This window comes from Silvimonas iriomotensis (genome assembly GCF_014645535.1).
In the GTDB taxonomy this organism is placed as follows: Bacteria; Pseudomonadota; Gammaproteobacteria; order Burkholderiales; family Chitinibacteraceae; genus Silvimonas; species Silvimonas iriomotensis.
On sequence record NZ_BMLX01000002.1, the window covers coordinates 947,866 to 970,286 of the forward strand.

At 58.7% G+C, this 22,421-nt stretch carries 17 protein-coding genes; 11 read left to right on the top strand and 6 right to left on the bottom strand.

The window, feature by feature from the left end; translation table 11 throughout:
* Positions 1-75 precede the first annotated feature (75 nt).
* The gene (locus IEX57_RS10910; RefSeq protein ID WP_188704343.1) at positions 76-1,713 is read left to right on the top strand and encodes a lytic transglycosylase; all 1,638 of its coding nucleotides are present in this window, start codon (positions 76-78) and stop codon (positions 1,711-1,713) included.
* A 74-nt stretch (positions 1,714-1,787) separates the two neighbouring features.
* Here IEX57_RS10910 and uvrA read toward each other — a convergent pair whose 3' ends face one another.
* Positions 1,788-4,643: an excinuclease ABC subunit UvrA gene (uvrA, locus tag IEX57_RS10915; protein ID WP_188704344.1), complete on the bottom strand. Its 2,856-nt coding sequence runs from the start codon at positions 4,641-4,643 to the stop codon at positions 1,788-1,790.
* Positions 4,644-5,000: 357 nt separating this feature from the next.
* On the opposite strand from uvrA, the gene IEX57_RS10920 reads away from it, so the two are divergent.
* Entirely contained in the window at positions 5,001-6,218 is a 1,218-nt protein-coding gene (locus IEX57_RS10920; RefSeq protein ID WP_188704345.1) for an MFS transporter, read from the top strand.
* 36 nt (positions 6,219-6,254) lie between these two features.
* Complete coding sequence (locus IEX57_RS10925) at positions 6,255-7,625, top strand: MFS transporter (RefSeq protein WP_188704346.1); 1,371 nt, start codon at positions 6,255-6,257, stop codon at positions 7,623-7,625.
* On the opposite strand, the gene IEX57_RS10930 is transcribed toward IEX57_RS10925, so the two are convergent.
* Positions 7,626-8,315: a FadR/GntR family transcriptional regulator gene (locus IEX57_RS10930; protein WP_188704347.1), complete on the bottom strand. Its 690-nt coding sequence runs from the start codon at positions 8,313-8,315 to the stop codon at positions 7,626-7,628.
* Positions 8,316-8,523: 208 nt separating this feature from the next.
* Here IEX57_RS10930 and uxuA point away from each other — a divergent pair, with 208 nt between their 5' ends.
* The 6 genes from uxuA to ssb all read left to right on the top strand — a co-directional run bounded on the left by uxuA (position 8,524) and on the right by ssb (position 16,054).
* Entirely contained in the window at positions 8,524-9,588 is a 1,065-nt protein-coding gene (gene uxuA, locus IEX57_RS10935; RefSeq protein ID WP_188704348.1) for a mannonate dehydratase, read from the top strand.
* A complete protein-coding gene (locus tag IEX57_RS10940; protein WP_188704349.1) occupies positions 9,585-10,475 on the top strand; it encodes an SDR family oxidoreductase in 891 nt (296 codons plus the stop codon). Before uxuA ends, IEX57_RS10940 begins: the two co-directional genes overlap by 4 nt.
* A 147-nt stretch (positions 10,476-10,622) precedes the next feature.
* Entirely contained in the window at positions 10,623-11,348 is a 726-nt protein-coding gene (locus IEX57_RS10945; RefSeq protein ID WP_188704350.1) for an oligogalacturonate-specific porin KdgM family protein, read from the top strand.
* Between the two features lie 89 nt (positions 11,349-11,437).
* Complete coding sequence (locus tag IEX57_RS10950; protein WP_188704351.1) at positions 11,438-12,760, top strand: MFS transporter; 1,323 nt, start codon at positions 11,438-11,440, stop codon at positions 12,758-12,760.
* A gap of 96 nt (positions 12,761-12,856) precedes the next feature.
* Positions 12,857-15,295: a glycoside hydrolase family 31 protein gene (locus IEX57_RS10955; protein WP_188704352.1), complete on the top strand. Its 2,439-nt coding sequence runs from the start codon at positions 12,857-12,859 to the stop codon at positions 15,293-15,295.
* Between the two features lie 237 nt (positions 15,296-15,532).
* On the top strand, positions 15,533-16,054 hold the full coding sequence (gene ssb, locus IEX57_RS10960) for a single-stranded DNA-binding protein (protein WP_188704353.1): 522 nt from the start codon (positions 15,533-15,535) through the stop codon (positions 16,052-16,054).
* A 325-nt stretch (positions 16,055-16,379) separates the two neighbouring features.
* Here the strand turns inward: ssb and IEX57_RS10965 are convergent, their stop codons facing one another.
* Positions 16,380-18,065 carry a hypothetical protein gene (locus tag IEX57_RS10965; protein WP_188704354.1) on the bottom strand — a complete coding sequence of 562 codons (1,686 nt, stop codon included), beginning with the start codon at positions 18,063-18,065 and terminating at the stop codon, positions 16,380-16,382.
* A gap of 541 nt (positions 18,066-18,606) precedes the next feature.
* Complete coding sequence (locus IEX57_RS10970; RefSeq protein ID WP_229708968.1) at positions 18,607-19,281, bottom strand: NAD(P)H-dependent oxidoreductase; 675 nt, start codon at positions 19,279-19,281, stop codon at positions 18,607-18,609.
* Positions 19,282-19,572: 291 nt separating this feature from the next.
* On the opposite strand from IEX57_RS10970, the gene IEX57_RS10975 reads away from it, so the two are divergent.
* Positions 19,573-19,749 (top strand): hypothetical protein, encoded by a 177-nt coding sequence (locus IEX57_RS10975; protein ID WP_188704355.1) that lies wholly within the window; start codon positions 19,573-19,575, stop codon positions 19,747-19,749.
* A gap of 328 nt (positions 19,750-20,077) precedes the next feature.
* Positions 20,078-21,142, top strand: coding sequence for a porin (locus tag IEX57_RS10980; RefSeq protein WP_188704356.1), 1,065 nt, complete (start codon positions 20,078-20,080; stop codon positions 21,140-21,142).
* Positions 21,143-21,238: 96 nt separating this feature from the next.
* Here the strand turns inward: IEX57_RS10980 and IEX57_RS10985 are convergent, their stop codons facing one another.
* Together IEX57_RS10985 and IEX57_RS10990 are read right to left on the bottom strand one after the other, a co-directional pair.
* On the bottom strand, positions 21,239-21,541 hold the full coding sequence (locus IEX57_RS10985) for a hypothetical protein (protein WP_188704357.1): 303 nt from the start codon (positions 21,539-21,541) through the stop codon (positions 21,239-21,241).
* A gap of 418 nt (positions 21,542-21,959) precedes the next feature.
* On the bottom strand, positions 21,960-22,385 hold the full coding sequence (locus tag IEX57_RS10990; RefSeq protein WP_188704358.1) for an OsmC family protein: 426 nt from the start codon (positions 22,383-22,385) through the stop codon (positions 21,960-21,962).
* Positions 22,386-22,421 lie beyond the last annotated feature (36 nt).

The window sequence follows — 22,421 nt, forward strand, 5'->3', positions numbered from 1 at the left end:
GAAATGCGTTGTTGACAGGGTCGGCATGCCCAGGCAACATCCGTTCAATTTGAAATTAATCAGGGCCTTGGCATCATGAAATACCGACTGCTCGCTGGCGTTATCGCCGGCCTGCTCAGTACAGCGACGTTTGCTGAAGGAGAAACAGTCGGAACCAGCCGGCTTGATTACCAGCTGCACGACCCTGCTTTCCAGATCAATGACGACACCCGTCTGACCGTTTCCATGCTGTTTGGCGAGACTTCTCCGGAAGCGATCGCTGCCTACAACTCGTTGTGGGATCGTCTGCGCGCCGGTTTTGCCATGGAAGACCCGGACAGTGCGCTCGTCACCAAATGGGAAAACTACTACGCCGCCCGCCCGGAATACCTGAACCGGATTCTGGATCGTGGCCAGCGTTATCTGTTCTATGTTTCCGGCGAAGTCGAAAAACGCGGCATGCCGATGGAACTGGCGCTCTTGCCCATGATCGAGAGCGCGTACAACCCCAAAGCTGAATCGCCCGCCCGTGCCGCCGGCATGTGGCAGTTCATCCCCGATACCGGCAAGCGCTATGGTCTGGAACGGACCTGGTGGTACGACGGCCGCCGCGACGTGGTGGCCGCCACCCAGGCCGCGCTGGACTACCTGGAAGAGCTGCATGGCATGTTCGGCGACTGGCAACTGGCGCTGGCCTCTTACAACTGGGGCGAAAACGCGGTCGCCCGCGCCATCGCCAAAAACCAGGCAGCCGGCCTGCCGACCGATTTTGCCAGCCTGCGCATGCCGGACGAAACCCGCAATTACGTGCCCAAGCTGCTGGCCATCCGCAATATCGTGCAGAACCCGGCCGCGTTTGGCATTGCGCTTAACGACATTCCCAACCGCGCCTACTTTGCCACGGTCAGCCCGGACCGCCACATGGATGTCAAAGTGGCTGCCGAACTGGCAGAAACCCCGGTCGAAGAGTTGCTGCGGCTGAACCCCGGGTTTATCCGCCCGGTGATTGCCCACAAGGACGAGCGTCTGCTGGTGCTGCCGGCTGACAAGGTCGATGTGTTCCAGAAAAACCTGGCCAGCTACGACAAGCCGCTGTTGAACTGGCAGCCGTACGTGACGCATCCGGGTGAGAACCTGGACAAACTGGCGGCCTCGTTCGGCATGTCGGTTACTGAACTCAAGGACGTCAACGACATCACCAACCGCGAACGCGTTGCCCGGGGCCAGACCATTCTGGTGCCGAAAAACGCAGACGTGAATGCCTCTGAACAGCAAACGCTGGTTGCCCTGGCGGCCAACCGCGCGGCAGACCCGGTCGATACCGGCGCCCAGGACAAGCCGCAGGCCCGCCGCCTGCCGGCCGTGGCCATGCGTGATGACAGCGCCAATGGCGTGATCTCTTACCGCGTGGCACGTGGCGATACCGTGTTCAATATCGCCAAGCGTTACGGCGTGACCGTGGCCTCGATCAAGTCCATGAACGGCCTGCGCAGCAACCATATCCAGCTGGGGCAAACGCTCAAACTGGCCAGCAACGGCAATAGCAACACCGCCGGAATCAAGCGCATCAGCTATACCGCACCGGTGGCGCAAAAGTATGTGGTCAAGCGCGGCGATACGCTCAATTCCATCGCCCGCAGCCACAATGTCGATACGGCAGACATCAAGCGCTGGAACCCGCAGCAATCGTTCACGCCGGGCGTGCATCTGGTGATTTACCAGCCGAACGGCTAAGACGCTCCGCGCGGACAAGCGCCATAAAAAAAGCCTCCGCATGCGGAGGCTTTTTTGCGTCTGGCCAAGCCGGATTACTGATGGCTATCCAGCACGCGCTTGAGGTATTTGGCCGTGTGCGAGCGGCTGCTTCTGGCCACGTCTTCCGGCGTACCCACGGCAATGATCTCGCCACCACCCGCGCCGCCTTCCGGACCCAGGTCGACAATCCAGTCTGCGGTCTTGATCACGTCCAGATTGTGTTCGATCACCACCACCGTATTGCCGTGCTCACGCAAACGACGCACCACGCCCAGCAACAGGTCGATGTCGTGGAAATGCAGACCCGTGGTCGGCTCGTCCAGGATATACAGCGTGCGACCGGTATCCCGCTTGGAGAGTTCCAGCGCCAGCTTCACGCGCTGCGCTTCACCGCCCGAGAGCGTGGTGGCCGACTGGCCCAGGCGGATATAACCCAGGCCCACGTCCATCAGCGTTTGCAGTTTGCGCGCCACCGTCGGCACTGCGCTGAAGAACTCCAGCGCATGCTCGACCGTCATTTCCAGCACTTCGGTAATGTTCTGGCCTTTGTACTGCACTTCCAGCGTTTCACGGTTGTAGCGCTTGCCGTGACACACATCGCACGGGACGTACACGTCCGGCAGGAAGTGCATTTCCACCTTGATCACGCCATCGCCCTGACACGCTTCGCAGCGGCCGCCCTTGACGTTGAAGCTGAAACGGCCTGGCCCGTAGCCGCGTTCACGTGACGATGGCACGCCGGCAAACAGTTCGCGGATCGGTGTGAACAGACCGGTATACGTTGCCGGGTTGGAGCGCGGGGTGCGGCCGATCGGTGACTGGTCGACGTTGATGACCTTGTCGAAATGATCCATGCCGTGCACTTCGTGATACGGCGCAGGCTCAGTCGAGGCACCGTTCAGGTCACGTGCGGCAATGGCGTACAGCGTGTCGTTGATCAGCGTGGACTTGCCCGAGCCGGACACGCCCGTGACACACACCAGCAAACCCACCGGCAGCGCCAGATCAACAAACTTCAGGTTGTTGCCATGCGCGCCCTTGAGCGTGAACCATTTATCCGGATCTGGCTGGCGGCGTTCTGCCGGCAGTTCAATCCGGCGGGCACCAGACAGGAACTGCCCGGTGATCGAATCCGGGTTCTTCATGACCACTTCAGGTATGCCTTCGGCAATCACCTGGCCGCCGTGCTCGCCAGCACCCGGCCCCATATCCACAAGGTAATCTGCCGCGCGGATGGCGTCTTCATCGTGTTCAACCACGATCACGGTGTTATCCAGATCGCGCAGACGCATCAGCGTGGCAATCAGGCGATCGTTATCACGCTGATGCAGGCCGATCGAAGGTTCATCCAGCACGTACATCACGCCGGTCAGCCCGGAGCCAATCTGCGAGGCCAGACGAATCCGCTGCGCTTCACCGCCGGACAAGGTGTCGGCGCTGCGCTCCAGACTGAGGTAATCCAGACCGACGTTGACCAGGAACCCCAGCCGTTCGCGGATTTCCTTGACGATTTTCTCGGCGATCTGCGCCTTGTTACCTTCAAAGCCCAGCGCAGTAAAGAACTGGCTGGAGTCGCGCAGCGCCATTTGCGAAATCTGGTGCAGCGTTTCGTCGCCCACACGGACATAACGCGCTTCGCGGCGCAGACGGGAACCGCCGCAGCTCGGACAAGCCTGGTTGTTCTGGTACTTGGCCAGTTCTTCACGCACGGCGACAGAGTCGGTCTCGCGATAACGGCGTTCCAGATTGGGGATGATGCCCTCAAAGGTATGCGCACGCTCAAACCGGCTGCCGCGTTCGTTCAGGTAAACAAAGGTGATTTCTTCTTTGCCCGAGCCATACAACACCACTTGCTGGATATGTTCCGGCAGGTCTTCCCACGCAGTATTGGTGTCAAAGTCGTAATGCGCGGCCAGATTGGTCAGCATCTGGAAGTAAAACTGGTTGCGCTTGTCCCACCCCTTGATACACCCCGCCGCCAGGCTCAGTTCCGGATGCGCCACGACGCGCTTGGGGTCAAAGAAGGTGATTTGCCCCAGGCCATCGCACTTGGGGCAGGCGCCCATGGGGTTGTTGAACGAGAACAGGCGCGGTTCCAGTTCAGGCAGGCTGAAGCTGCACACCGGACAGGCAAATTTGGCAGAGAACCAGTGTTCTTTGCCGCTTTCCATTTCCACGGCAATGGCACGGCCATCAGCATGGCGCAGCGCGGTCTCGAACGATTCGGCCACGCGCTGTTTGACGTCTTCACGCACCTTCAGGCGGTCAATCACCACCTCAATGGTGTGTTTCTTGTTCTTGTCCAGCTTGGGTACGGCATCAAGCTCGTAGACTTCGCCGTCGACCCGTACCCGCACAAAACCCTGGGCGCGCAACTCGTCGAACAGCTCCAGGTTCTCGCCTTTGCGGCCGATCACCAGCGGCGCCAGGATCATCAGGCGGGTGTCTTCCGGCAGCGCCAGCACGTGATCAACCATCTGGCTGACGGTTTGCGATTCCAGCGGCAGCTCGTGATCCGGGCAGTACGGCGTACCGACACGCGCAAACAAAAGGCGCAGGTAATCGTGGATTTCCGTCACCGTACCCACGGTGGAGCGCGGGTTATGGCTGGTGGCTTTTTGCTCGATGGAGATCGCCGGGCTCAGGCCTTCGATCAGATCAACATCGGGTTTTTCCATCAACTGCAAGAACTGGCGGGCGTACGCCGAGAGCGACTCGACATAGCGGCGCTGGCCTTCGGCATACAGCGTATCAAACGCCAGCGACGACTTGCCCGAGCCCGAAAGCCCGGTAATGACCACGAGCTTGCCGCGCGGCAAATCCAGATTCACGTTCTTGAGGTTGTGCGTGCGCGCACCACGAATACGGATCAGGGGGATATCTTGCTCGATAGCGGGACGATAGTTCATGCGCCGTATGCCAGTCGGAAAAGCCAATCCGTCAATATAACAGAATCGGTCGGTTAAACATGTTGGAACAGATATGGGGGATTTGCAGGATTTCCAGAGGGGGCGGCGTTGATGCTTGTGGCCGGGCGCGTCCACATTGACTGACACATTGCGGCGTCATTCCCGCGCAGGCAGAAATCCGGTCAGGCCGCCAGAAGTGGCCTTTGCTGGCCAGGACCAACCCAGTTGGCAGCGCCTGCGGCGCAGTGTTCTGGATACCCGGGCGTACAAAACGGTGTGTTCATGCAAGCCGCCCACGTCCATCATGCCAACCTGATAAACTACGTGTTTCCCGTTGATACAGTTACTTGCGACAGCATGCAGAACAGTCTGAGCACGCCGGCCAACGCAGCCGCTTCCAGTGAACAGGGCACCGCTTTCCGGGTGCTGGGTGCGATCAGTTTCTCGCACTTGCTCAACGACATGATCCAGTCGTTGATCCTGGCTATTTATCCCATTCTGAAAGGCGGTTTTAACCTGTCTTTTGCGCAGATTGGCCTGATCACGCTGACGTACCAGATCACGGCATCGCTGCTGCAACCGCTGGTGGGTTTGTATACCGACAAGAAACCGCAACCGTACTCCTTGCCGATCGGCATGGGTTTTACGCTGTGCGGTTTGCTGCTGCTGTCGGTGGCGCCCAACTTTGGCACCTTGCTGGTCGCGGCCGCGCTGGTGGGTACGGGATCGTCGATTTTTCATCCGGAATCCAGCCGCGTGGCGCGCATGGCTTCGGGCGGACGACATGGTCTGGCGCAATCGTTGTTCCAGGTGGGCGGTAATCTGGGGTCGTCGCTGGGCCCCTTGCTGGCGGCGGCGATCATCGTGCCATTCGGCCAGCCCAGCATTGCGTGGTTCTCGCTGGCGGCACTGGTCGCCATTGCGGTGCTGATCAAGGTGGGCGGCTGGTACAAGGCGCATCATCTGGGCGCGCGCGGCAAGGGTGGACGCAAGGTGGTGCATCACCTGACCAACAAGCAGATCGGTTTTTCCATCAGCATCTTGTTGCTGCTGATTTTCTCCAAGTATTTCTACATGGCCAGCATCGGCAGTTATTTCACCTTTTACCTGATGCACAAGTTCAACCTGACCGTGCAGGCGGCGCAGGTGCATCTGTTCTTGTTCCTGTTTGCGGTGGCGGCAGGTACGGTGATCGGTGGCCCGATCGGGGATCGCATTGGCCGCAAATATGTCATCTGGGCATCGATCCTGGGCGTTGCACCTTTTACACTGATCCTGCCCTACGCCAACCTGTTCTGGACTGGCGTGCTGACGGCCATCATTGGCGTCATCCTGGCTTCGGCGTTTTCTGCCATTCTGGTGTACGCGCAAGAACTCATTCCCGGCAAGGTGGGCATGGTCTCGGGGCTGTTCTTCGGCTTTGCCTTTGGCATGGGCGGGATCGGCGCGGCGGTGCTGGGCTTGCTGGCAGACCGGACCAGCATCGAATTCGTGTATCAGGTATGCGCTTTCCTGCCATTGATTGGCCTGTTGACCGCATTCCTGCCTAATCTGGAACAACCCGCAAAACAATAAACGGTGGCCGCAAGGCTGCCGGATTGAACTGATCTGATGACACCTCTGGAACTTCGCGCTTCGCTCGGTCTGGCCGGGCTGTACGCCTTGCGCATGCTGGGCATGTTTCTGATCCTGCCTGTGTTCGCGGTTTACGCTGCGCACTTGTCGGGCGGCGACAACCACGCCCTGGTCGGGCTGGCCTTTGGGGCATACGGCTTGACGCAGGCGCTGCTGCAGTTGCCGTTTGGCATGTGGTCAGACCGGGTCGGTCGCAAGAAGGTGATCTACTTTGGCCTCGTGATGTTTGCCATTGGTAGCCTGGTGTGCGCCAGCGTGACCAGTATCGAAGGCATGATTGCCGGCCGGGCGCTGCAAGGCGCCGGCGCGATCTCTGCGGCGATTACCGCGTTGCTGGCAGATCTGACGCGTGAAGAGCATCGCACCAAGGCCATGGCCATGATTGGCGGCAGTATCGCCATGACTTTCGCGGTTTCGCTGGTCGCGGCGCCCAAACTGGCCAACTGGATTGGCCTGCCGGGGATTTTCCTGCTGACAGCCTGCCTGACCGTCGCGGCCATCATTGGCGTGTGGAAGGTCATCCCCAGCCCGGCCCTGTCGCGGTTTCACTCTGATGCCGAAGCCAGCGCGGCACGCCTGCCAGCGGTGCTGAAACACCCGCAACTGCGCCGGCTGAACTACGGTGTGTTTGCGCTGCACGCTGCACAAATGGCCATGTTCACCGTCATGCCGCTGCTGCTGGCCAGCACCGGCCACGTCCCGGTTGCCAATCACTGGATGGTGTATCTGCCGGTGGTGGTGGTCGGCTTTATTTTCATGGTGCCGGCCGTGATCGTGGCGGAGAAGCGCAACAAGCTGAAGAATGTCTTTTTGCTGGCCATTGCGCTGATGCTGGTGGCGCAGACCGGCATGGCCTTGTACATGCCCAATCTGACGCTGATCTGCGTGTGGCTGGGTTTGTACTTCATCGCCTTCAATATTCTGGAAGCCACCCAGCCCAGCCTGATCAGCAAGATCGCCCCGACCGCCGCCAAAGGCACCGCCATGGGGGTCTATAACACCTGCCAGTCACTGGCGATGTTCGTGGGTTCGGCGGCGGCGGGCTGGCTGTTCCAGCATGGCGGTGCCGCGCCGGTTTTCTGGTTGTGTGCCGCCCTGATGGCGTTGTGGCTGATTGTCACTTTCGGGCTGCAGCCGCCGCTGCCGGTGAAAACGCAGATGTTCCACATTGGCGAAAACTGGCATGGCGATGCCACTCAGCTCACGGCAGACCTCTCTGCCCTGAGCGGCGTCAAAGAAGCGGTGGTGCTGATTGATGAGCGCGTGGCACTACTTAAAGTACTGCAAAGCGGCTGGGACGAAGCCGGCGTGAAAACGCTGATCGACGCCACCCGCAACGCGGCCTGATCAGGTCTGCCGGAACAGTTTTTCCAGCACCTGATCCAGGTGGCGGGTCATGGCGGCCCGCGCCGCCACCGCGTCATGCGCCGCAATGGCGGCATGAATGGCGCGGTGCTCTGCCACCACGTGCGAAGCCCATTGCGCCACGCCATAGTGGTTTTCCAGTTGCTGGAACAACGGCGAATAGCGTTTGTTCCATAGCGTCTGGGCCATCTCCTGCAAGACCTCGTTCCCCGTCATCTCGGCAATCAGCCAGTGAAAACGGCGGTCACTATCATGAAACGCGGGGTTTTCCTCGCTTTCATGGGCCATTTCATCCAGCAGCAAACCCAGTGCCGCGATCTGCGCCGGGCTGGCACGCTCCGCCGCCAGTGCGGCCAGTTCGCCCTCAAACAGGCTGCGCGCTTCCAGCAAGGCCGTCGCACTGGTGACATCCGCGCCCGGGGCCGTCACGGCCGGTTCCTCTGCGGCCAGTACAAACACGCCGGTACCGGTCCGGATTTCCACCCAGCCGGCGATCTCCAGCGCAATCAGCGCCTCCCGCACGGATGAGCGCCCTACCCCCAGTTGCCGCGCCAGATCACGCTCGGCCGGCAATGCCTCGCCCACTTTGAAGCGGCCATCCTTGATGTACTGGATGATCAGATTCGAAATCTGCCGGTAAAGGCGTTCAACTTTGAGCGTGGGTAAATCCATGCGGCTTTCCTGATAAATACAGAGACTCTGGGGCGAATGTGCCGCGCCACCAGTGTCATGTCAAAGACTGGGCGAGCTGACTCGGCATTGCTTGAGGTACGTCAATCTGCTCACCTTGCGAATGCCTTGATGCGTGGTGATACTGCAATCACTTTCAGGTGGCCTGACCACCATACCACATGACCACGAACGTGACCGGAGCAATCCCATGAAAATGACTTTCCGCTGGTACGGCCAGAGTGATCCCGTCAAGCTGGAGCACATCCGCCAGATTCCCGGCATGTACGGCATCGTCAGCGCGGTATATGACGTCCCGGTGGGCGAGGTCTGGCCCGTCGCCAGCATCATGGCGCTCAAGCAAGAGATTGAATCGCACGGCCTGGCGTTTGAGGTGATCGAAAGCGTGCCCGTGCATGAGGACATCAAGCTGGGCAAGCCGGGGCGTGAACAACTGGTGGCCAACTATTGCCAGACGCTGCAGCACCTGGCGCAATGCGGCCTCAAAGTGGTGTGTTACAACTTCATGCCCGTGTTCGACTGGACCCGCACCTCGCTGGAAAAAAAGCTGGAAGACGGTTCAACCACGCTGGCTTTTGATGTGGACGCCATCAACCGGATCGACCCGGCCGAGGGCATCCAGCTGCCAGGCTGGGACGCCAGCTACCAGCCCGAAGCCTTGCAGGCCTTGCTGGCCCAATACCGCAACATTGGCGAAGAACAACTGTGGGCCAACCTGGCCTGGTTCCTGGAACGCGTGATTCCGGTGGCAGAAGCGGCCGGCATCAAGATGGCCATCCACCCGGACGATCCGCCCCGCCCCATCTTTGGCCTGCCACGCATTGTCAAAAACCGGGAAGACCTGCAACGGCTGCTGCAGATTGTGGATCGCCCCGCCAACGGGCTGACGCTTTGTTCCGGCTCGCTGGGGGCTGATTGCCACAACGATATCGCGGCCATGGTGCGTGAGTTCGCCGGGCGCGGGCGCATCCACTTTGCGCATATGCGCAATGTCCGCCACAACGAGGCTGGCGATTTTCATGAAACCAGTCACCGTTCTGCCGATGGCTCGCTGGATATGGCAGACATCATGCGAGCGTATTTTGATGCCGGCTTTGAGGGCTATATCCGCCCCGACCATGGCCGCATGATCTGGGGCGAAACCGGCAAGCCCGGCTACGGCTTGTATGACCGGGCGCTGGGGGCGGTGTATCTCAACGGTTTGTGGGAAGGCATTGCCCGGGAAGCTGCCGCGCAAAAAGGGGGTGCCCAATGAGCGCCGCCCAACAAAATGCCCTGCCCTTTCTGCCCGCCGATCTGGCCGGCCAGGTCGCGGTCGTGACCGGTGCCGGTGGCGTGCTGTGCAGCGAGCTGGCTGGCGCGCTGGCCCGTGCCGGCATGAAAGTCGCCCTGCTCGACCTTGACCCCGCGGCGGCAGAAGCGGTCGCCGCCCGCCTGCGTGAGGCCGGGTGCGAGGCCATGGGCATTGGCGCGGACGTCTTGCAGCGGGATTCGCTGGAACACGCCGCAGCACAGATTGCCGCCACCCTCGGCCCCTGCACGCTGCTGCTCAACGGCGCGGGGGGCAATCATCCCAAGGGCACCACCAGCAAGGAATGGCTGGAGCCTGGTGATCTGGCCGACGCAAGCCTGACCAGCTTCTTTGATCTGGACCCAGCCGGGATCAGCTTTGTGTTCAACCTCAATTTCCTGGGTACCTTGTTGCCGACCCAGGTTTTTGCCCGCCAGATGCTGCTGCCGGACGGGCGGGCACGGGCGGGGGCCAGCATCATCAATGTGTCGTCGATGAATGCGTTCTGTCCGCTGACCAAAATCCCGGCCTATAGCGCGGCCAAGGCGGCGGTCAGCAATTTCACGCAGTGGCTGGCGGTGCACTTTTGCAAAACGGGGATTCGCGTCAACGCCATTGCGCCGGGTTTTTTCCTGACGGCGCAAAACCACAAATTGTTGTTCGATGAAGCCACAGGCGACCCCACCGCGCGCGCCGGCAAGATCCTGGCGCACACGCCCATGGGCCGGTTTGGCGAAGCGACAGAACTGGCCGGTACGACCTTGTGGCTGGCCAGCCCGGCGGCGTCCGGCTTTGTGAATGGGGTCGTGATTCCGGTGGATGGCGGCTTTGCCGCGTATGCCGGCGTCTAGTTCCACCCGTCGATCCTGATTTCCTGATTTTCTGATTTACACAAGAACCGCCAGGCACCGTCCCCCGGGACGGCGCCGAGGACGGCTATACCCCACATCTACACGAACACGGCTTGCTGACCACAAAACCTGGAAAGGGGGAGTCTCATGCAAGCAGTGCAAAACAAACTGGCCCTGGCGGCAGCCTTGCTGGCCGTAACCGCAGCAACGCACGCTGTTGATGTCGATGTCCGTGGCGAATACCGCACCGGTAGCGAAGCCTGGCGATCGCGCATCAAGATCGGCAACCAATGGCAGAACAATTTCGGGGCCTCGCTGGAAGCGGGCATGTTCAACGGCAAGGGCTCGCTTAACGAGTTCAAATCCGATTTCAACGAGATCGAAGCCTGGTATCTGTACAAGACCAGCCCGGACGTGACGGTAATCCCGGGCGGCTTTCTGACCTGGAGCAGCGCCGGTTCTGCCATCAAGCCGTATCTGCGGGTGAACTGGGCCTTTGCCCCGACCTGGCGGGCTGACGTGCGCGCGCGGTATGACCACAACAATTATGACGTGGGCAGCACCTGGCAAATGCCGGCCGGCTACACCTACTACGGCCGCAACGATCAATGGCAGTTTGATTTCTGGCTGACCAAGTGGATCGGTGACAAGACCGCCGTGGAATACAACTACGCCTGGAACCGCAAGGACGATAAGCAGTTCGTCTATAACAACGGCCGCAACTGGCAGTACCTCAACAACCTGAAAGTCAGCTATTCGGTCTCGCCCGTTTTCATCCCGTATGCCGAGGTGGGTTATCTGGGCAAGGTGGCCAGCCTGGCCAATGACGACAGCGAATGGCGTTTGCGCATCGGTTCGGTGTTCCGTTTCTGATCTGCCGCCCCTGGCGGCCGGGCAAATCCGGCCGCCGTTCCCGATAGTCTGACAGCCCCGGCGCCCGGCGCCGGCGGCGAGGTATTGCCATGAACATGCAAAAAACAGGCCTGGTACGGCCGGTGAAAACCGGGTTTCGCAATATGCGCTGGTTGATCATTGTTCTGTTCATTTCCGGGGTCACGCTCAATTACATCACCCGCAATTCGCTGGGGATCATGGCGCCGGAACTGAAGTCCATGTTCAACATGACCAATGAACAGTACGGCTATATCACCACGGCGTTCCAGGTCGCCTATACGCTTGCGCAGCCCGTCTGCGGCTGGTTGATCGACGTGATCGGCCTGAAGATCGGCTTTGCGGTGTGCGCCATTCTCTGGTCGGTCACTTGTATTTTCCATTCCGGCGCCAGCAGCTGGCTGCATCTGGCCGTGCTGCGGTTTTTCATGGGTTCGACCGAAGCGGCCGCCGCGCCGGCCAACACCAAGGTGATGACAGAGTGGTTCCCCAAAAAGGAACGCACCATTGCCAACGGCTGGGGCGGCGTGGGGTTCTCGCTGGGCGGCATGCTGGCGCCGCCGCTGATTTATGGCCTGCATTCGGTGTTTGGCTGGCAGGCGGCGTTTGTCGTCCCCGGCATTCTGGGGATCGTCTGGGCCGTGGTCTGGTTCAAGGTCTACGCCCCGCCGCGGGAAAGCCGCCTGATCAATCCGGTGGAGCGTGATTACATCATTGCCGATCAGGACGCGCCCCTGGCCAAAACGAATATCTCGTTGTGGTCCTCGCTGGGCCGTCTGCTGCGCCAGCGCCGTTTTTACGGCATTGGCCTGCCCGCGTTCTTGTCAGAGCCGGCATGGCAGGCACTGGGTTTCTGGGTGCCGCTCTATATGGCCCAGGTGCATGGTTTCAAGCTCAAAGATATCGCCATGTTTGCCTGGCTGCCTTTTCTGATGGCCGATCTGGGCAGTCTGCTCGGGGGCTATCTCACGCCCCGGATTGGCCGCTGGTTCAACCTGACGCGCATCAACGCCGCCATTGTCACGTCGACCAGCGGGGCCTGCATCATGGTCAGCCTTGTCGCCGCCGCCTTTGCCCAAAACCCGTATGTCGCCGTCCTGCTGATTTCGCTGGGCGGGCTGGGGCATCAACTGGTGTCCAGCATGCTGGGCGTGCTGGTCATGGAAACCACGCCGGTTGAACAAGTCGCCACCGCCAACGGGCTGCGTGGTTCGTTTGCCTGGATCGCCGCAGCGATTTCCACGCTGGTGATCGGCTCGGTTACCACGGTTTATGGCGCAACGGGCTTTACCTGGGTGTTTGTCTGCCTGGGCCTGTTTGATCTGGTCGGCGCGGCCATCATGATTGGCGTGCTGTGGGAACGCCGTCTGCCCGGTGCCATGCAGCCGGCCTGACGCCTGACTACGCTTGATACGCGGCCAGGTGCGGCTTGCCTGGCTTGCTTGCCCTGCCCTTGGGCAACCACGGTTTTTCTTTGCAGGTGAATACTCATGGCAATTACTGTTTCGTCCCAGCTTTACGACACCAGCGGCCGCGTCGCGCCGGTATTCAGTCTGGCGCAACAAGACGCTCACATGCTGCGCTTTGAAGCTGCTGCGGGCCACGCGGTACAGATTGAAGTTCTGGAAGAAGATCTGATCCGCGTCCAGGTGATCCCCGCCGGCACACAGGCGCGCACACGCAGCTGGTGCATCGCGCCTGGCATGGCGGATGTCCCTTTGCACGGCCACGATGCCGCTGCACTGCCCGGCTTTGCCCGTCCGTCATATCAACTGGTCACCGAACCGCAACGCGCCGTTATTTCCACCGCCGCGCTCCGGCTGGAGATCGACCTCAACGGGTTTTACTGCAGCTGGTTCATGCCGCGTGAGGATGCCTGGATCAAAGTCGCCAGTGACCGTCCCACCCAGGGTTACAACTTTGGTTATTGGGATGAGCGCGTTTATCACTACCTGGCGCGGGCCGAAGAAGAACAATATTTTGGCCTGGGTGAAAAAACCGGCGAGGCCAACCGACATGGCAACAGCTACCGCATGTGCAATCTGGACGCCGCGTTCTACAACGCCAAAAGCACCGATCCGCTGTACAAGCACATCCCGTTCTATATCACCCGTCACGCCATCAACCAGACCACTTTTGGTCTGTATTACGACACCCCGGCCGATTGCCGTTTCGACTTCGGCCGCGAGCACGATAACTACCACGGGTTCTACCGCTCTTTTGTGGCGGAGACCGGCCCGCTGGATTACTACTTCATTGCCGGCGGCACCGTGCGCGAGGTGGTCCGCCGGTTTACCTGGCTGACCGGCACACCGGCTTTCCCGCCGCGCTGGAGTCTGGGTTATTCAGGCTCGACCATGAGCTACACCGACGCGCCCGACGCCCAGGCGCGCATGGACGAGTTTCTGGATAACTGCAGCACGCATGACATCCTGTGCGACTCGTTCCACTTGTCCTCCGGCTACACCACCATTGCCGGCAAACGCTATGTGTTCAACTGGGATACCGCCAAGTTCCCCGATGCCAAGGGCTTTACCCGGCGTTATCTGGATCACGGCGTGCATCTGGTCGCCAATATCAAACCCGCGCTGTTGAAAACCCACCCGCGCTTTGCTGAAGCCGCGCAGGCCGGGGCGCTGATCAACAATCCGGATGGCACGCCCTTGCCGGTAGCGTTCTGGGGTGGTGACGCAGCGTATGTCGATTTCACCGCAGAGGCCGGCTACAACTGGTGGAAAAACGGCGTCAAAACCGCTCTGCTTGATTACGGCATCAGTTCGGCCTGGAACGACAACAACGAGTTTGAAATCTGGGATACCCGCGCCCTGGCCGCCAACTTCGGCCAGCCGGTTCCGGCCATCCAGATCAAACCGCTGCAAACCCTGCTGATGTGCAAGGCGTCGTTTGAAGCCCAGCAAGAACACGCCCCGACACTGCGGCCGTTCACCGTCTCACGCGCGGGTTGCGCCGGCATGCAGCGCTATGTGCAAACCTGGTCTGGCGACAATTACACCTCATGGCAAACGCTTAAATACAACGTGCGCATGGGCACCGGGCTGGCCATGTCCGGCGTCTCCAATACCGGCCACGATATTGGCGGCTTTCTTGGCCCGCAGCCGGACGCCGAACTCTTCTTGCGCTGGGTGCAGTTCGGTATTTTCCTGCCGCGTTTCTCCATCCACTCTGAAAACAGTGGCGAAGTCGTTACCGAACCGTGGATGTACCCGGAGATCACGCCGCAAATCCGTGACCTGATCAAACTGCGCTATCGCCTGCTTCCTTGTTACTACGACCTGCTGTACCGCTCGCACACGGCCTTTGAACCGGTCATGCGGCCCACGTATTACACCTTCCCGCATGACGCGCGCTGTTATGCCGAAAACGACGACATGATGATCGGTGACAACCTGCTCATTGCCGCCGTGGTGGAACAAGGCGCGCGTACGCGGGATGTCTACCTGCCCGCTGGCAGCAACTGGCTGCACTACAGCACCGGCCAGCGCCTGGCGGGCGGGCAGACGGTGACACTGCCCGCAGAACTGGGCGCCGGCCCGATCCTGCTGGTGCGTGAGGGCAGCGGCATTGCGCTCAACGTTGCAGAACAACACTTTGCCCACGCCGCCGACGCCCGCGGATTCTTGCTGTGCCCGCCCATGCAGGGGCAGTTTGCGGCGCGTTGTTTTGAGGACGATGGCCTGAGCTTTGGCTATCAGGACAGCGCATGGGGTGAGTGGCGGATCGACGTCACAGCAAGCACCGGCAGCCTCGCCATCGCCATTGATTTCAGCGGCGATCCGCGCTTTGCGCAATCCACGCTGCAACTGCTGTTGCCCGCCAGCGAAACACGCAAGGTCACACTGACCGGCGCCACATGCGTAGTCGATGCGGTGGCGGGTCTTTGGCGCGTCCTGGACGTCACACGGGCCTGAAACCGGGTTTGACCGGGCCACAAAAACCGGCGCCACAGTGTCTGGCGCCGGTTTTTTTACGACAGTGATATACGGTCATGCGCGGCAGAACGCCACCCGGCGCGGCTCTCGCCGGGGCTTGCCTCAACCGGCACTAAAACCCCGCTCGCGTGCGGACGTCTGCGCCGTTATACTCACCCGTTATCCAGGCGCTTTTGCGGCGCCGTCTGTCATTCATCTTCAAGGAAATACCACTCTATGGCATCGCTCAACAAAGTGCTGTTGATCGGCAACCTGGGCCGCGACCCGGAAACCCGCTATCTGCCCTCTGGCGGCGCCGTATGCAATTTCAGCATTGCCACTACGGAACGCTTCAAGGACAAACAAGGTCAGCAGCAAGAAAAGACCGAGTGGCACAACATCACCATGTACAACCGCCTTGCGGAAATCGCCGGCCAGTACCTGAAAAAAGGCAGCTCGGTCTACATCGAGGGCCGTATCCAGACCCGCAAGTGGCAAGACAAGCAAACCGGCGCTGACCGCTACACCACCGAAATCATTGCAGACCAGATGCAAATGCTGTCTGGCCGTGCCGGTGGCGGCATGGGTGGTGGCGACCAGGGTGGCGGTGGTTACGAAGACTTCAACCAGGAATACGCCGCCGCACCGGCACCGGCCGCCCGCCCGCAAATGGCAGCCCCGGCCCCGGCCGCAGCAGCCCCGAAAAAGCCGGCCCCGGCCCGCAGCTTTGACGACTTTGAAGACGACATCCCTTTCTAATAAGCATCTTTAAATAAATGTAACTAAAAAGCCTGCAAGCCCCGTGTTTGCAGGCTTTTTTCTTATTTACACTTTTTCCCCAATTGGGTCAGACCTTGTCATTCAAGCGACTATGAAAGTGTAAATAACAGGCTGGCTCCGTTGCTGCAAATTTGTGCTCAAGCCAGCCTATTTTCATAGACTACATTCACTAGCCCCCCTCTCTCCACCAGCTTCTCCCCCCTGCCTGCTACCTGCATGGAAGGGATTCCGCCAGTTCTACTAACTGCGCCAGCAGCAGCCCACAGTGCCCGGTGCAACCCTGGTTCCGTTCGAGGAACTAATCTCAGAGGTTTGACATTGTACTGGTGGCGTCCTGAAGGTACTCGCGGCCAGTCCTGAGGGGAGCGATGCCTCTATAGATAATTGGAATGGATAACAGCTCTGGATTCTCCCTGACCTCAAAATCACGGCCTTCAATTGGAAGCCAGTCCAGCGACTTCATCCACTCAGCCAAGCAAAGAAGGGTTTGGGCTTTGTGTACCCCGGCTTCGAGAACCCAGTCAGGAACCACAGGAAACTGCTCAAGTTGACTTAGGGCACCACCAAAGCCTTGAATTACAACTGCACCGTATACCTTCCATCCGGCTGTTGACTCAAGAATGGTGTCAAAGGCAGCACGAAGTAAATGAGGCAGGTTACCTGAAACGGCCGTCACTTTGCGGGCAAGCTGGTCTACTTTCTGATAACAAATACGTTTTTTTGTTTGTACTTCTCGTGGATCCGCAGGTGAAAGCATCCAGCGAAGTTCGAGAACAAGTAGCGCCTTTGTCTCAGGTTCGCAAATAAGCAGGTCAAGTTCTTCTTTTACCGTACCAAGTTGAAAAGTACGATTCGCAGCAACCCGTTGCCATTTTTGCGCGAAGAGCGGTCCAAGTTGCTTTGTCATTTCTACTTCAAAAACTGAGCTTCGCGAGTCAAATATTTTGGGCTCAAGTCGGGCCTGTAATGTGAGCAAATTGCGTTCAATATTAGAGGACAAAAAGCCAATCCCCGCCATTGCAAATCGTTCCTTTCCCAGCGGCACTAGAGGCTGCAAAGCTTGGTCTGGCGAATCTACACCCCTCCCATAAGTGAGGTAATCAACAAAGCTATCGATGAGAGGCCGTTCCAGAGAACAAAGCATCGCCATATCTTCAACGAGCTGCTCTCGTGCAATGCGGAGACAAAGGTCAGAATTTCCAATCCCTTTGAGCCGCAATCTACTGGCACCAAAGTGCACTGCACATAGGTGATAGATGATTCTGAGTGAGAGAGCATTCTGAAGAAGTGTAGTTTCAGTCCTTCCACCCCATGGGAACGCCCAGTTTTCCGGAATTAGAAAAGGTGCCTGATGAAGATACTGCGCAAGTTGCACCGCAAGCTCTAGGTCGTAGATATAACGAATTTTCCCATTCGAGGCGCGAATTTGCTCCGCAATCCGGCATACCACATCTGGTAACTCTTTCGGATTTTGTATCCAAAACCATAAAGCCGATGCAAAGGAAATGACTGGAGCCCCAGCGGTTTGGCGCATTAGCTCCAATACACCGTAACGGCTATCCTCAAGCTGCTCGTTGAACTCTAAGGCATACCCTTCAGCGCGGTCTATCACTTGTAAACTACCTGAATGCGCTGCCGAGCAAATCTGAGTTACCGTGGAGTAATCAATACCAGCTTTCAGGAAATCTCCTGAGCGTTGATAAAACGCGGGTGCAGCTCTGTAGGGCAATGGCGTAACAGTCTTATCTTTCGTTCGCGCACGTACAGCCATAAGACAATGCCGCAGGGAAAATTTATATCTGTCTAAATAAAAATCTATTTCCCACTTGCCCAGGGAATCAGCAGGAAATATGAATAACATTCGCTGCATGTCTTCCGAGGCGGTAAGTAGATACCAGGTAGCTATAGCCTCGTTAGGATGAGGTAAGAATTGCGACTCGAATTGGCTGTCAGCCATGGCTTCGAATCGTTTAAGGACTGAGTTGGTCAATTATCAATTCCAGAAGATACTTGGCAGGGCGGGTGCCTGTAGTGGTCATTCTGACCCAAAAAAAGCTTGCCTCGGCAGAGGATAACGCGCCGCAAATATCAATGAAACACCCTTGCTCAATAAGCGCGAAGGGGTGAGCAATTGATTGAATGACGTGCGCAATATTTGGAAAAATTGGCTCTGAGTCTGCTGTGAAACTCGGTTATTTGGCTACCGGTGAATTTGCTCCTGGTTCTACCCCATTTCCCGCTAGACTCCTAAGACATTTCTTCGCAGTCCTCGTCAGCTGGCAAGGTACTAACTGACGAAAATGTAAACAACATAGCAAAAATCGGCACTTTATTAACATTTCTGAAGCGAGAGTGTTCTGGAACCCGCAGTAGTATTCGCATCCAGCACTATGGACACTTTTTCCCGCTCACAACCGCTCTAAGCGTCGCTTCTGCTGGTCGTACCCAACAAAAAACGGAGTCCATGACTCCGTTTTTTGTTGCCTGCGCCCTGCGCGCGCCGTAGCGCATCGTCAGGGACTGGCGGTGGTTTATTCCACTTCGGTCACGAATGCTTCGCGCGCGCGGCGGACTTTGGGCAGGTTGACCAGCCAGTCGCCGGAGGCATCGCGGTAGCCCAGCGGCAGCAGTGCCACGCTGCGCAGGCCACGGGCCTTCAGGTTCAGGATTTCATCCAGCGCGGCGGCATCAAAGCCTTCCATCGGGGTGCTGTCGACTTCTTCATAAGCGGCGGCCACCAGCGCGACCGACAGACCAATATAGGCCTGGCGGGCGGCGTGTTCGAAATTGACCTGGGCGTCGCGCTGCGGGTAGGTGTTGAGCAGCATCTGGCGATAGTTTTCCCAGCCTTCATTGGTAAAGCCGCGCACGTCGTTCACCAGATCGAACATGGTGTTGATGCGTTCAGTGGTGTAGTTGTCCCACGCGGCAAAAACCAGCAGCTTGCTGCAATCGGTGACCTGGCCCTGATTCCACGCAATCGCCTTGATCTTCTCGCGGATTTCCTTGTTGGTGACTACCAGGATTTCATACGGCTGCAGACCGCTGGAGGTCGGTGCCAGGCGGGTGGCTTCAAGGATGCGTTCCAGCTTTTCGTCAGACACCTCGCGGGAGGGGTCCATCTTTTTGGTGGCATAGCGCCACTGCAGACGAGTGACGAGATCATTGGATACGAGCGAGCTGGCGGGATTTTGAGCGTTGGACACAACCGGGTTTCCTGAAAATTGGAACTCTCCAGATGCAGGCGGGTGACGATTTTTTCAAATGTAATATTGATCACCCGCAAGCGCAGCCGCGTGTGGCGCACCAGAACCGGTTGATCTGGGGCACAAAGCCGGATCGCCGCGCGCTATGCAGGCTTTCGTTATGCCACTCATCAGCTTACAGCACGGTTTTATTGATCCACGATCAAATTCACCAAAATTGTGCATTTCAATTTTCGTCAGACAGGGGATAATCCCGACCGTTTCCAGGTTTTGCGTAACCAGAGTGAGTGCATGATCATGATTGCCTTGACGACGAACGCCTTGCCAGAACAAAAAGTGGTTAAACCAGAAGTGGACACCGACCAGATCAAGGTGCGTCCCTCCTTCGCCCAGCGTAACCCCGCCGGCTTTTCCTGGTTGCAACTTGATGTCCGGCAAGACATAAAGACCTCGCCAGAGCGCAAATGACCCAAAAGGTCTATTGCCCCTTGTGGTGAGTCAGGCCCCGTTTTTCGGGGCCTTTTTCTTTTCTGCAGCGCCCCTTCCCCGCGTCCTGTCACCGCCCCTTTTCTGTCCTTGTCCTGGCAAAGCCTTGCCTGGTGCGGGTTATATCGCCGCGCCATACGCAGGCAATAAATCCGCCATGAAGGTTTCACGAAATCTTCTCCTGACCGTAACAGACATTCATACGTCTATACGTATAGTCCCGCCCCGTCCTGATCACAGGCCCGTATGGACGACCCGCAGCAGGTCGTCCGCCACACCGACAACAACCCGTTCAAGTTTGGAGAAGACCGTGCAAAAGATCATCGCGGGCGCCCTTGCCGCCCTCTGTGTCACCCCGGCCGCCATGGCCGACGTCACCATCACCGGCAGCATTCGTGCTGGCCTTGAATACGTACAGCAATCAGGCCCGGGCACCAGCGCCAACCTGACCCGTGTAGAGGATCAGGGCAGCCGTATTGCCGTGGCCGGTGAAGACAAGTGGGACGATGGCCTGTCGACCATCTGGCAGGTACAGAACAAGCTGCATATCGGCGCTGCCTCTGGCGATACCTGGGGTAACCGCAATACGTTTATTGGCGTGAAAGGCAGCCTGGGTAACATCACCTTCGGCCGCAACGAAGATGCCCTGTATACCGCCAGCGGTTATTACGTGCCGGAACTGGATGGCACCTACAACTATTCGGAAGATGCCTGGGGCAATGGCGAACTCTTGTTCCGCCTGGAAGAGCGCAACGCCAATATCGCCAGTTTCCAGTCGAGCAAGTTCGGCAACTTTGGCGTGAATGCCTCGGTGGGGAACCTGGGCCTGAACAACGGCAGCGCCAATCCGCTGCAATATGCTGCAACCGCTTATTACGATGACGGCACTTACACAGCCGGCGCATCGTACAAGCGTGATAACGATACCTCTTCGCTGCTGACCAGCGAGTTGTCGACCACCACCTACAAGTCTGGCGACAACCTGGAAAGCTACGTGGTGGGCGGCGGCGCCAACTGGAACGGTTTCATGCTGAATGCCCTGTGGGAACGCGTGGCTTCCAGCTACAGCGGCAGCAATACCCATCAGGATGATGCCGCGATCCTGATTGGCTACAAGACCGGCCCGTGGTCTGTTCACGCGTCTTACCTGTACATGGCCGACGTGAAGGGCGATGCGCCCATCGCGCAAAGCGGCGCCAAACAGTTCAACCTTGCCGGCTACTACAAGCTGAGCAAGGCCACGCGCGTGTTTGTGTCTTATACCCGCCTTGAGAACGATGCCAATGCTTCGTTCGAGCAATCGACGGGTGTGCCAAACGGTACGGCGGGCGACAAGGCCAATATTTTCTCGCTGGGTCTGCGTACCAACTTCTGAGCCACCGCATCAGTCGTTGATACAAACGTTTGAACAAACAAAAACCGCAGCATCCGGCTGCGGTTTTTGTTTGTGTGGCCAATCAGGGCGAGCGGGTCATTCCGGCAATTGCGCCGCAATGCTCATGACCTCTTCAGGCGTAAAGCCGGCTGCGGCGACGCGCGCCAGAATCTGTTCACGTGCTTCGCGTTTGCGGCGTAACAGGTCAGTCCGGGCGTTGATATCGTCTTCTCTGGCTTTTTTGCGCGCCAGGACTGAATCAGGTTCGGACTGCGCGCGCGCCGTGGCCTGCGCGGCCGGCGCGGCGGAATGCGGTACGTGATCGCCAAACAACTCCGCCAGCGCAATCCGCGACTGGGCGGCTGCCTCTGCATCAGTGGAACGGGCTTTTTCTTTCATCTCTTTTGTATCTGCAAGGTGGCAGGCCCTGGGCGCCTTGATGCGTAATCGCCGCGCCGAACTTGCCATTATGTCTGAACCAGGCTGTCTGGACGGAGGATCCATCCGGCGACGACCGCCAGCCAGGGCCTGTCATGACAGGGCCTGCGGGCTGTTGCCCAATATATCGGTACGTGAAAAACGATATCAAGTCAGCGGCTTGTCCATGCCTCTGTGGGACAAACACTGACGAAGAATGGCTGTGCGGCCCGCATTATGGTTCTGGATAACGCGCGGGAATGAGGACTGGAACGACTATATGCATTTATCCTAACACGGGTTTTGTTTCCTTACACGGTGCCCTTGTATCCGGGCAATACAAACGGCCTGCTCCAGGCGACAGGAGCCGGCCGTCGGTTGCGGCCTTGTCTGGCCGGGTTCAAGCCTCCAGCCGGGCATCCATGGTGATGTTGGCGTTGAGTAATTTCGAGACCGGGCAGCCCGCTTTTGCCGCATTGGCCGCTTTGGCAAAACTCTCTGCCGTCGCGCCAGGAATACGGGCCACGACATCCAGATGCACTGCGGTGATGGTGAAGCCGCTGTCATCTTTTTCCAGGCTCACCGTCGCCTTGGTGTTGATTTGCTCGGCAATGGTTCCCGCTTCGGTCAGCTGTAACGACAATGCCATGGAAAAACACCCGGCATGGGCGGCGCCGATCAGTTCTTCGGGGTTGGTCCCCGGGCCGCCTTCAAAGCGGGCTTTGAAACCATACGGTGCGTCTTTGAGCACGCCACTCTGGGTCGAGATCGACCCGATACCATCCTTGATTGCGCCTTGCCATTGTGCGGAACCGCTCTTTTGCATGATGCTTCTCCAGACTGGTTGAAATGGTCGTTATGG